Source organism: Marinomonas sp. SBI8L (genome assembly GCF_001624705.1).
Lineage (GTDB): Bacteria > Pseudomonadota > Gammaproteobacteria > Pseudomonadales > Marinomonadaceae > Marinomonas.
The window spans coordinates 98,897-111,499 of record NZ_JSEO01000008.1 but is presented as its reverse complement, the minus strand read 5'-3'; the positions used below and the strand labels follow the sequence as shown (position 1 = coordinate 111,499).

Annotated in this window: 10 protein-coding genes; 1 reads left to right on the top strand and 9 read right to left on the bottom strand. The window is 39.4% G+C overall.

The features are described 5' to 3' along the window. Positions 1-121: 121 nt before the first annotated feature. Positions 122-847, top strand: a complete 726-nt coding sequence (locus OA91_RS13440; protein ID WP_063338843.1) for a S24 family peptidase — start codon at positions 122-124, stop codon at positions 845-847. A gap of 430 nt (positions 848-1,277) precedes the next feature. On the opposite strand, the gene OA91_RS13435 is transcribed toward OA91_RS13440, so the two are convergent. From OA91_RS13435 to OA91_RS13395, 9 genes are all read right to left on the bottom strand, one after another. After that, positions 1,278-1,967, bottom strand: coding sequence for a response regulator (locus OA91_RS13435; protein WP_046016632.1), 690 nt, complete (start codon positions 1,965-1,967; stop codon positions 1,278-1,280). Then, positions 1,964-3,550, bottom strand: coding sequence for an ATP-binding protein (locus OA91_RS13430; RefSeq protein WP_157203842.1), 1,587 nt, complete (start codon positions 3,548-3,550; stop codon positions 1,964-1,966). Before OA91_RS13430 ends, OA91_RS13435 begins: the two co-directional genes overlap by 4 nt. A 107-nt stretch (positions 3,551-3,657) precedes the next feature. Beyond that, positions 3,658-4,377, bottom strand: coding sequence for a protein kinase domain-containing protein (locus OA91_RS13425; protein WP_063338842.1), 720 nt, complete (start codon positions 4,375-4,377; stop codon positions 3,658-3,660). After that, positions 4,377-7,757 carry a type VI secretion protein IcmF/TssM N-terminal domain-containing protein gene (locus OA91_RS13420; protein WP_063338841.1) on the bottom strand — a complete coding sequence of 1,127 codons (3,381 nt, stop codon included), beginning with the start codon at positions 7,755-7,757 and terminating at the stop codon, positions 4,377-4,379. Before OA91_RS13420 ends, OA91_RS13425 begins: the two co-directional genes overlap by 1 nt. A gap of 32 nt (positions 7,758-7,789) precedes the next feature. Continuing rightward, the gene (gene icmH / locus OA91_RS13415) at positions 7,790-8,983 is read right to left on the bottom strand and encodes a type IVB secretion system protein IcmH/DotU (protein ID WP_063338840.1); all 1,194 of its coding nucleotides are present in this window, start codon (positions 8,981-8,983) and stop codon (positions 7,790-7,792) included. A gap of 7 nt (positions 8,984-8,990) precedes the next feature. Then, positions 8,991-10,352, bottom strand: a complete 1,362-nt coding sequence (gene tssK / locus OA91_RS13410; RefSeq protein ID WP_082827938.1) for a type VI secretion system baseplate subunit TssK — start codon at positions 10,350-10,352, stop codon at positions 8,991-8,993. Further along, complete coding sequence (gene tssJ / locus OA91_RS13405) at positions 10,327-10,851, bottom strand: type VI secretion system lipoprotein TssJ (RefSeq protein ID WP_082827937.1); 525 nt, start codon at positions 10,849-10,851, stop codon at positions 10,327-10,329. Before tssJ ends, tssK begins: the two co-directional genes overlap by 26 nt. Then, the gene (locus tag OA91_RS13400; protein WP_063338839.1) at positions 10,848-11,852 is read right to left on the bottom strand and encodes an FHA domain-containing protein; all 1,005 of its coding nucleotides are present in this window, start codon (positions 11,850-11,852) and stop codon (positions 10,848-10,850) included. The genes tssJ and OA91_RS13400 overlap by 4 nt, the downstream gene beginning before the upstream one ends. 26 nt (positions 11,853-11,878) lie before the next feature. Continuing rightward, positions 11,879-12,592 carry a transporter substrate-binding domain-containing protein gene (locus OA91_RS13395; RefSeq protein ID WP_063338838.1) on the bottom strand — a complete coding sequence of 238 codons (714 nt, stop codon included), beginning with the start codon at positions 12,590-12,592 and terminating at the stop codon, positions 11,879-11,881. Positions 12,593-12,603 lie beyond the last annotated feature (11 nt).

Below are 12,603 nucleotides of genomic sequence, written 5' to 3'. Positions count from 1 at the left end.
ATGATTGAGTACATTTTTAAAATCATTAAATGAACTTTTAGTACATAATACATATGAACTGAAAGTTCCGCAACAATGAATCATAATTGAACTCTTGGTTCATAAATTTAAGGTAATCACTTTGTCTTTTTCAGATCGGCTTCTCATAGCACTGCAAAAAGCAGGCATACAGCGTCATGGCGCTGGGGCTTGGCTAGCAAAACAAACCGGTACTACCGTTAAGGCAGCAAATAAATGGCTTAATGGTGAATCTCAACCACGCCGCGAAAAAGTACAAACCATTTCTGTCGCCACAGGCGTTAGAACAGAATGGCTTGAATATGGCAAGGGAGAAATGCAGGCAACTCAAACTCAAGAGGACAACAAGCGAGATAGCCATCTTAACTTAGGGCATATTGATGCTTGGGACAGTGATACCCCTTTAAACCCAAACGAGGTAGAAATACCTTTTTTCAGTGAAATTGAGTTGTCAGCAGGAAACGGATTTAACAACGTGCTAGATATTGCCACCCAAAAACTTAGATTTAATGTCTCAACCCTTAATAAAGCAGGTGTTTCAAGTGAGACAGTGGCTTGCTGTAAAGTGAATGGCGATAGCATGGAGCCAATACTACCTAACGGTTCAACGGTTGGCCTAGATACCAGCCAAACCAAGATTCAAGACGGAAAAATGTACGCTATCGAGCATGGCGGCATGCTAAGGGTAAAATACCTATATCGACTACCTTTTAATGGTTTAAGAATTCGCTCAGCTAACCCAGACCATCATGATGAAGAGCTTAGTGGAGAGAGTGCCTTAGACGTCAGAGTCATCGGTCGCGTTTTTTGGTATTCAGTACTGCTCTAATTTATAAAACCCTGTATTTGATAGCCGCTTCTCGCAGCTATCAAATTCTCTACTAAAGATACTTTCAGTACTTTGTTAAACCATCAATCAGTTCATACTGCTTCAGTTTGAAGCAATTAATCATCGCCTAAAGGCTTTTATCCTCACCTTCAAAGCTTTCTTTGAACTCAATGGCCTTTTCCATATCTGACATTAGCTTTTTGGCCTCTTCTAGGGTTAAACCAAGGGTAACATTCCATGCTCTACAGACAGTGACCCTGATACTTTTAAGCCAACCTTTCGTCCATCATCTGCTTTTACCGCATGAGCCGAATTTTAAACCAGCTCTTTCATCATGGCATAAGTATTACAGGCTAACAAAAGATAAAAAGGGCCATAATACTTAAATTATGGCCCTAAAAAAGAAGAGAGGTGACTTTGCTCTGAAGGCTTACTCGACCTTGTAACCAACGCCGTAGATAGAGTGGATAATTTCTTCACTAGGATCAGCGGCGGCAAGTTTTTTACGTAAGTTTTTCACATGACTATCAATGGTTCTGTCACTGACAATACGGTCATCCTTGTAGCACTTTTGCATCAGGCTTTCGCGAGAGAAAACACGTTTAGGGCGGGAAACCATAATTTGCAACAAACGATACTCAACAGGTGTGAGTTCCACATATTGACCATTGGCGTGGCATTTAAAACACTCAAGGTCCAATGTGATTGAACGATATACCAACTCGGTTGACTTCTCTTCTTCGTCGTCAATGCGGTTCACACGACGTAAGATAGCATTAACCCTAGCAACCACCTCTCTTGGTAAGAAAGGCTTACAGACATAATCATCAGCCCCAACTTTGAGACCTACTAGACGGTCCATTTCATCAATACGTGCCGTCAACATCATAATAGGTACGTTAGAATGCTCTCTAAGTTCCTTACAAATATTGATACCACTTTTACCTGGTAACATAACATCTAGGATCACAAGATCTGGCTTGCTTTCCATAATACGCTCTACCGCTTCATCTCCACGATATAAAACCTTCACGTCATAATTATCTTTAACCAGATAATCAACGAGGATCTGTGCGATTTTAACTTCATCTTCAACTATATAAATTAGCCCGGCACTCATCTTCTATATCCATTTATAATAGGGAAAGTAATTGTTATTTTTAATCCTCCTAGCTTAGAAGGGGATGCTAATATTTTTCCACGATGCGCCTCAACTATATTGCGGCTTATCGCTAATCCTAAACCTGAACCATCACGACGTCGAGTCCTTGATTCATCCTGCCTGTGCAGTGGATTAAATAAACGCTCACAGTCATCTGGCTTAACACCTGGAGCACTGTCTTCAAAAATGATGGTGACCAGATTGTCCTCTGAAATCATTCTAATTTCTATTACACCAGGACTATCAGTATAAGCCAGTGAGTTAGACAGCATATTCTTAAATAATTGAGCCAAACGTGCTGAGTCACCACTAAAGACTTGAGGCATGGAAGACACATCAAATTTAATGTCGTTAGCTAGCGCTCTATTTTTATAACTGGCACATGTTGTGGTTAATACTGTTTCTAAATCGATCTTTTTAAATTCATAGTTAAGACCACCAATATCAGAAACAGACAGCTCATATAAATCATCTGTTAGTTTGCGCATAAAGTTAATCTCCTGCTCTAAGGAGCAAATCTGCGCATAATCAAATTCTCGAATACCGTCTTTGAGTGACTGAATTTCACCGGTTAAAATCGTTAACGGCGTTCGTAATTCATGGGATATATCCGCCAGCCAGCGCCTTCTTGAATCTCGGTTTTCTTCTAGAGTCTTGGCCAGATAATTAATGTCTTCCATTAACAAGCCCACTTCATCACGCCCTGATAGCAGTTTTTTCGGTGAATAATCTCCACGAGTCAGAGACTTAATTGCTTTTAAGACATAGCGATGACGATTTAAAAATAAGGTGGCAAGCATCCAAGATAACAAAGCGGCAGATATCAAAGCCACGGTTCCAATCACAATGCTTCGCATTAACTGCTGCTTGGAGAACTCTGTCTCAAGGGGGCTTTGAAAAAAGCGTGGCGGTATACTGTGCAACTCTCCTATTTGCTTACCCATTGCGATGATAGGGATAGCAATACTTAAGTTCTCCGCATCATCCATCCAATCACCCGCTACAAAGCTATGATTTTCATCATAAAGCGCAGTAAAGGGTGCGGCTTTATCTCTATTAATGCCAATGCGACCAGCAGGAGGAGTACCTATGTCGGCATTTAAGGGTCTGACATCTAAGTTACCATTAGCCCGAGTGCCCCCATATTCCGTATCAGAAGAGGTTAGAGGTATCAGTTTCTCAGACTGAGACGCTGTATTGTGATGCTTACTATCAAACTGTCTTTTATGAATACCTGGAGGAAGAGGTTTTTCTGAACCGCTACCGTTACGCTTAGGCAATAAATAAAGGTGGCTCTCTAAACTTTCTTTAGGGATTTTTTTCCAATCTCCACCTGCTTCAAAGTAAAGCTCCGTAAGATTGTTTGATACAACTTCGAGACGAGTTTGTTCCAATGCATTCGCATAGTCTAAGAAACCTCTCTCGAAGCTCCATCTTGCCAGACCTAAAGTCGCTATTAAAATAACGGCTGTGAGACCTAACAAGGTAAGCATGAGTTTTTGAAATACTGTTAAAGCCATCCATGCATTATATGTTTTCAAAAATTTAGCCTCCACCTATTCAGATACTTATTAATTAAAATTCACCACATCTCCACAATATTAAAACTAAGTGTGAAGCTGCTTTTTATTATTAGTAAAACAAAAAGTTAAATAATTGCATCTAACTGAGAAATCAGAAAAGCCTCAATTTTTTCTGGAAATTGATAAGTACGAATGACATTAAATTGATGCTGAGTAAAAGCCGCCAAATTATCACTCGACAGGATTAAAACAGACTCATTTAGAATAAGGTCTAACAACAAAAGGTAGGCATACCAGTCAGCAAGGGGTCGAAATTCTGTTAGGGCATAAGGCTCAGCAAGTGTGTAGGCCGGCGTATATGATTGATATTTTTTCGAGGTATAACTTTGATTTAACCAGCCACAACTTGCAAAATCGATTAGATAAGCCTGCTCATTTTGAATAATAATATTATTAGGCTTGATATCATTATGAATAATACCTTCTTTATGCAACTTATTAATATTATTAAATAAAGATAGCAGAGTAGCGTTTGAAACCTTGTTGTTTTTAGTCTCCCTGATTTGATCAGATAAACTCCTTCCCTCAAGGTAATCCATAATGATAATTTGATAATCATCATTCGCTTCGGATGCATAACACCTTATTGGCTGACACTGTGAACTACGCCTTAACCAAAGTGTTTCTTGTGAAATCAAATAACGCTCAGAAGCTTCAACAGCCACCTTAATTTTATGCCAAACATCTCGCTCTTTATGATGAACAAGTACAAGGTTTTTATCTAAATTCTGTACTTGCTCATCATAAACTGACTGACGAATAAGCCAGTCATTAAGGTCAAACATTATAAAGACGCAGGCACTCTAGTACCTGCAAAGAAGTTTGCAGTGAAAGGGTTCACACCATTTTCAACTCGCAAAATAAATCTCACTTGATTGTCTTTATCTGCATATAAGAGTGAAACGTCTTTCGTGCCAGTAATTAAAGAGCCATCAAGAGAGTCAGCTAACCTAAACCAATTCCAAAAACCTTCAAAACGCTGGCGATTTACAACACCATCAACATTTTTAATTTGTAGGTCGAGATTAAAAGATTGGTTATCCAACATAGGCCAAGTTAAGTTCTGCCATAAGGTAGGTCCATTTCGATAAGAGAATAATAAACCATCATCACGAATCGTAAACTCAGTTAGGGTTGGTGTCATAGACTGAGCTTTCACTAAGAAAGGAATTTGAATCGCCTTATCATTAAAGAATACGTCTCTTATATTTGAAACATCATCAACAGAGGTCGCGTAGGCAGAGTTCAAAATCAAATGTCGATTCGATAAGAAGCTTCGCATCATCATGCGGCCATCATTACCTTTGGTGAAATATTTGCCGTACACATTTACAAAGGCGGCGACTTTCCCTTCTGGACCATAAAATGTCTGGAAATCTTGTAAGCTCACATCATCTGATGCTGTCTTTGTATAAGGATACTTTTTACTTAACCTTGCCTGATAAAAGTCACTCACCTGAGACCAATCACTATTGATAAGCGCTCTTATATCAACCAGAGCTAACTGGTTAAACGTAGTAGCCACGCCTTTTAATAGATTAGGCAAAATTGGATCTGTATAGCTGTGACTCAAGGTATCCATTTGTGCAATAGGACTAATCGTATCTAGCTTGAAGACTTGATCTAAGAAGAAGCGTTCGCGTGATTGGCTTTCATCAGATTGCTGCACCCAACTTAGAGTGTTCGCCATTTGTCCCAAAGCAATATCCAAACGGCTTTGTCCAGCATCATCCAGTTCAATTAACTTATGGTAACTAACAAAAGGTAATTCGATGGCATTGGCTATCTTGGTAACCATTTCACTTGGCTTGTTATCAGCTTCTGCCTCTCCTTCCTTAGGTGCCGCTTTAAGGTTAAACAAAGCACTAATATTAGTATGACTACCAATCAGGTTATAAAGCCTGACAAGCGGTGAGAAAATAGGATCTGAACCTATCGCCAGTTGCTGCTTCGTAGCCGCCCAACCTGTACTTTCTACCCACTCAATATTAGAAACAAAGTTTTGCCAAAAATTGATGTAGTCATCGATATAACGTTGACGTAATTGTCGGTTGATTCGGTTCAGCTCTGCTTCGCTCACTCTCCCCATCACACCTTCGTAACCTTTAATCGCATCATCAGCTAATTCAAAGCCTGTACTTGCCATCAATTCTTGGAAGCCATCTCGGGTAAAGATGAAAGGAACAACATATTGATTAAAGCCAGGTTTGAAATCAAAGATTTTCTTATAGGACTGACCCAGCTTTTCTCTTAGATCAATTCGCTGAGCTAAGCTCTCTTCTTGTAAAATATGCTGATATAAAAGCTCACTCACATCTTCTGTTGAGAGTGAGGTTTTAACTAGATCAACCAACTCTTGATTATCCTGTTGCGGAATAGCCGTGGTTGCCAAAAGGTCGTGAGATAACTCCCTAAACCTTTCAAGAATCACACTATCACCTTCACCCTCTTCTCTTAGCGCGCTGACATAATACTCAACCAGAACTTCGCTATTCTCTCTGACTGGGTTATACAAAATTTGCTGTAAGTTAAAGAGTTCTAAGGTTTTTACCTTGTCACCTAGCTTGTTATAAACAAATAGATCCTTAAGAAGGTAATCTCTCATTCGTACAAGAAGAACTTCCTCTAGCTCTCTAAAGTAAGCTTTATCTACTTCAACCTGAATACTCGAATCAGGCAACCATGAGAACATAAACCAAGGCTTTTCAACGCGATACAACAAATAGATATCACGAATTTCAGACAGGCTAAAAATAGGTGATGATAAATCATCAGAAATTGACTGATTAGACTCTAGGTTTTCTTCGTAGCGATCCAGTTGCACGATTGCTTGTTGATCGATTGCTTGCTGGTAATCAAAACTCGACTTTAAAATCCATAAGAAACCAGCAAAGATGAGTAGAAGTCCGCCTGTTACCGCTACTCTCGTCACACGATAAGTAAACTCTCGACGGGTCTGAACCCCAACAATTGGCGCTTCTTTTACAAGAATAGAGCGCATTAAGCGCTTACCAAACAAGCTAAGGTTTTTCTTAACTAGCTCTTGTTTAGCAAGCTGCTCATAACCCAAATCCGATGCTTGCATCATGGTCAAAGGGTCAATAGGCCTTGCTTCACCACCCGCATTAACAAAGAAATAACCGCGAAAATAAAGTGCTTTACCTTCAAACTGATGATCGATAAAGAGACTATTAAAGTAGTTTTCTATGGTCGATTTCAACATAGAAAACTGGAAAGTACCGGCGACAATCGCATCACGATAATCTGTATTAAGTTGGCTTCTTAGAGCATTACTCAAACTATCAGAAATACTTTTTTGCAAGCTATCGTATGACTCATCGAACCAAGTTTTATTAAACTCTAATTGAGCAATATCAGGAACTAAGGCGCCAAAGGCCTGATCTCTTTGTCTTTCATCTAGGGTAGAGAAAATCTCACAAAAATCTCTTAGTTCAGACATATGAGTAAAAATTGAATAGATAGGTAGATTCAAACCAAATGCATGATTGAAGTGGCGAATTAAGTTTCTATCTTGTTTGCCTTTATTTGAAATTGCACCGCTGTCATTGGCTAGCAGCTCACGGATACTCACCCCAAGAATAATGCCGTTTACAGCTTGTCTTGGGCGCTTTTTCAGCAAATGTTTGGTCAGTAACTCGGTCGCTTGTTTTAGTTTCTCAGCAGGGCTTTTCTGATGGATACATAAAAGCACACTATTTTCATTCAACCAAAAACTAATAGGTGCGTTTTCGTTATTATATTTTTCTTCTAACTCTATAGGCTCATAGCCCATTTGTTGAATCAATTCCCTATCATCATCATAGTTTTCATTAAAATATAAATACCATGGTGTGTGATAAGGGTTTGTCGATGTTTTTGCCTGTATACGCCACAGCGCATCAAAGCTTTTCTTAAAATAAGCCCGGTAAAAACTGGCTTGAAGTTTCAACTCTTCTTTTTTAGGATCTTTAACTTTAAATAAACTTTTAACAACTAAGAAGCTAGACACAATAGAAGTGAAAAGAATCGTGGCAACAGCCAAAGCCCCCTGCCACCAAGGTGTCATAGCCAAAAGGCCAAATCCCCACGCAAATGAAGCCTGTAACGTACCGAATAAAAATAATAGCCCGATAAAAGACCAAATAGCTTTTTTATTCTTCATCATTTAAACAACCTACCTTATAGCGTTTTAGCGACTTATTTTAGGGTGACTATAAAGGCATCAGGAATGCCGTTCTTACGTATTTTGTCCAACGCACCATACGCCGTATTTTTATCGCTAAAATTAATAACTACACGAAACTTACTACGCCATTTAACTATTTCAGCAGTGCCTTTATAAAAGGCTAACTCTTGAATAAAGGATTGAGCAGACTTCTCGCTCGATAAAGTAGCTAGCTGTAATCGCCAAGTATTCTGACTTTTCGTTTTCACCACTGTCTGTGTTACTGGGTTAACACTCTTATTAGCATTGGCTGGATTAAGCATTTCTTCATCGGTGCTGACATAAGTGTACTCAATGTCTTTTCCATCAACTTCATTAAAGTATGCTTGGGTAAACTCACTTAATTGAATAAAACTTCTCGCTTTTTGCGGCAAAGTGGTTTGATACCAATAGGAAATACCCGTAAAAACCAAGGCAATTGAAGCGGCACATAGCAGCCCTTGACGCCAGAATTTAGCGGGCCTTTGCGGCTTTTTAGCTTTATGGAAAAATGAAACATTAGCATCACTCTCACCATTAAAAAGCTTCAACTCTGGTTTATCTCTATTTTCAAAAATATTTTTTTCTAAACGCTTAAGGAGTTCTTCTAATTTATCACTACCATGCACTCGGTATTGACCACGAAAGCCAATTTTTAAGAAAACATAAATCAGTTCTAGTAGATCAATTAACATAGCAGGTTGAGATAATGCTCTCTCTGCTACCGTATAAAATTGCTCTCCTCCATTACGCATGCCAAACAGCTCACTCACCAGAGTTTGGTTTTCCCAACTGGACTCTTCGCCCCAAGCGCTATGGAGAATCTGCTCATCAATCACAATACAAAATAAGAAGCAGGTTTTATCCGCCACAGATGGCGGATAATCTAAAGCAGCGATTTTATGTTTTAAGTCTGAAATAATTCGCTTGATGCCTTTCTTAAATAGAAAGAGATCATCCGGTTTCTGCATACGTGCAACAGTAACAGTTAAGGCTAATAACTCGGCACTGGCACTCATAATGGCATTATCAAAATGCAGATAATTTTGCAGATCAACCGCATCTTTCGCCTGATTTTTTAAGGCGCTCGAACTTTCTAAAAAAACGGCGTCTTTAAAATGAGATGCAGTTGCAGCAGAGGATGCTGGAGCGACAGCAATTGTCGCTTCATCAAGATAATTATTCATAAATAACTCAACCTAAGACATAGAGTTGCAGGTGCAAATCAGGGATACGGCTATCAACGTGAATAGCTAAGGCTTCACGCTTTTCCTTTATCTCTTGCCAGTAAATATGGCGTGTGTCGATTTCGACATAACAAATGTCTGCCCTAGGTTTTAGCTCATTTGGGGCAACTGGTAATACATTTAAACTAATGCCAGAAAGACCATTACGCACAAGTTCTGCGACTTGCCCCAAACCACACAAGGTACATGCTGTTGGAAAGATCTGTGCTAATGCCGATGTTCCTATGCTTGACTCTACAGCCAAAACAAAACGACGGTTTTCCATTAAGTGAATATCTTTAACCGAGGTTCTTAATAAACGACGGCGTTCAAATAACTTGGTATCCCAAGCAAACTCAACAACATTATCACTTTGTACCATAGACAGCTGGTCACGTAGGCGGGTAAATAGTTTACCTAACACATGCTGTAAATCATCTCTTACTAGTAAGTCTGGCGCTTCGGCAACACTCGGTTTAAAGCTTGCTAGCTCTGAAGAGAAGCGCACTAAACCATCGTAAAACTCATCTAAACTAAGTTCTGTATTATTTGCAGTTAAATGCAACCATGGCAACCAGCGATTCAAAGTTTGCAGCCATAGATACTCTCGCATCAGACTTTGCTCGCTTTTACGGTTTTGACCAGCACCAATACGCTGTACAACAGAATTAGCACGGGTTTGAGTCAGTACTAATAACTCTTTTACTCTTTCTCTTAATAAGCTAGAAGCACCGTATTGTAAGCAAGCAGGAATAAAACTTTGATCTAGAACTAGCTGCCCACTCTCACGACTTTCCAGAATTTTAGCGATCGGGATGATTGTCATCCCTGTCATCTCATCGCCTTCTAGTAACAGCCTAACATTTGGTTCTGCTACCGTCGTTTCAACTGAATTTTGGCCTGAATCACTGGCATCAAATAAGTTAACAGTTTCTTTTAAATATCGTTTATTTTCTTCTCTTAGACCGTATTCATTTTCGCCTTCGATCTTCATTGGTAAAGCGAGGTAAACAGTCTTTTCTAATGCACCTTGCTTAACATCTAGCAGAAGCTCACGGGTACTTTCAAAATAGGTACCATCAGGAAATAGACCGCGACACTGAGTAACCGCAATTTTGCCAATTTGTAATCTATGCTGATCAATCTCAAGCGTCGATAAACCATAACGCTGACCACCCTGAGTCAAAGCGATATACTGCTCTAAATAGTGGTGGTTATAACGCTCTTGTTGTTGGAAATGTTGAGGGGCAATAAACATACCCTCGCTCCAAACTACCTTGCGATGACGTCTCAAATCAGACTCCTTAAAATACTTTCCACCAAGATTCATCAACGGGCTGTGATATCGCTATTTTCTTACCACTAACTCGAATATAAACAGGGTATTGTTCAGGGGTTTCCGCTAAAGCAACATAAGCTTTAACTTCGGCATTAGCATAATCTGCAAACTCACCTAGCACAGCGATATAACGAGACTCTTGCTGTACATCTAAGGTTATTTTTTGATTTTTACCCGGCAGCATTGGCGCCAGTGATGTCACATCAATTAACGAATCAGCTAATGTTTCTCTATCTTTTGAATATAAGTCTAAAAATTCAGCGTTATTAAACACACCAAATTCACTGAGTTGATAAATACGAATAACAATAGGTCGAGCCTGTTGATCACCATAAGCATTAATATCGTCTAGGGTCTCAACGTTAAACTCAACTTGATAAGGTGCAATGAATGCTTTTGTATTGGCACTTGTAGCACTATTGCTACTACAGCCAGTCACTAACATTAATAAAGCCACACACAAAATGGCGGGTAGGTTCAAAAGCCTCACTTATTGCCTCTTAATTCTTCTAAAAATAACGCGGAGAAAGAACGATGAAACTCTCTTCTTTCCTGTTTGCGAATAAAGTTTTTACGGTACAACTTCCAATACTTTTTATCTCTGTTGCCCCAGCCTGTTAAATAATCGTTAAATACATCTTCCATATGATCAGGTTCTAAATCTTCCAGAAAACGATCAACGGCTTTATCAATGCATTCCATTAACCTTTCATGAGCAATCGCACTATTAAGTCCCAACTTTTGCTGATCGACCATCTGGCTTAAGGCCATGATGCTATCGCTCAACATCTGATGTTCGTCTAACAAGTTTGATGATTGAGTTGTTTGCAGGCTCACATTTGGTTCTTCTAACATGACGATCTCTTCATCATGCGAGCTTACTTCTTCAATTTTTTCTTCATTAATCTCAAACTCGGAATCCCCTGGAGACTCTTCAAATGGATCAAACCCAAACTCATCATCAGCTAACACATTTTTCTTGGAGAACAAGTTTGCTTCCTCTGAAAAGTCATCATCTTTATTATCAAAGTAATCCCCTAGGTTCTGAGGACTTTCCTGTACTTTGCTCTTTTCCCCTATGTCTAAGCTATCAATTGAAAAGCTTTTAGAGTCTAGTTCTTCTGAATAAACATCATCTAAAACCGGTGGCTCCTCTTCGGCGGCAAACAAGGACTCCATATCACTAATAAGTAAGGTATAGGCCCCCATCACAATCGTATCGCCATCAGCTAAAAAGTGGCGTAGCCCTTTTCCCAATAATTGGCCATTAACAAAAACACCATTCACACTCCGATCTATAATTTGATAAGAGCCTTTAGGGTGTTTCACTATCTCTGCATGGACACGAGATAAAGTACGATTAAAATCAGGTAATTGGATCGTACAATCGAAAGAGCGCCCGATTGTTCCTCCTGTATCAGGTAAAGAAAGCTGCCTACTATTGACTTGTTCATTTTCTGGTAGCTCAACGAGCTGTAAACTTATCGACATAAATTTGCTCTTTTACAAGTCCGCTATTAAAGACACTGCTTTAGGGCTTTATTAAAATTGCCTAAGAAAACAGGGTTTTTACGTAAAAATTCTTTTGAGAAATGCACCATTAAATCCTGTGTGCCATAAGGAACACGACGGAAGTAATCTAGTGGGATATTCTCCTGAGCCATAGAATGCTCAAATACCAAACGGTATTCTAAAGCAACATCTATATCTCCTTGCCATAACATTTGTAACAAAGAGTCAGAATCACGTGGCTTTTTCACCACGTTATAACCTTCTTCTTTTAAATTAAGCCATTTATTCGTATTAAATTTAGCGCTGAAACGTGCTTTATATTTGGCACTTTCATCATCTAAATCCAGACTTACATTAGGTGAAATAAACCAAGACAATTCTTCTGAAATTAAAGGGTCTGAGGCATCAGAATACAGCTCTCTTGACGCACTACGTGAACCTGAGAAGTAACCGTGCATTTTATTTGCTTCAACTAATAGCTGCGCTTTATCCCAACGCATCATGGTAATTTCGTAAGGCTGCCCCATCTGGCGCAAAGTGCATTGCACACGCTCAACAGCAACACCGCCAATTTCTCCACGATCTACCGTTTGATATGGTGGCCATTCCTGCGTTGCTAAGTACAAGCGGTCCAGCGCAAAGGCTGAACCACTTAGTAAAAACAATACAAGACTGAGAACCCACTTAGTATGATGATACCCTGTTCTAGCAATCTGCACGGTTATCCTCT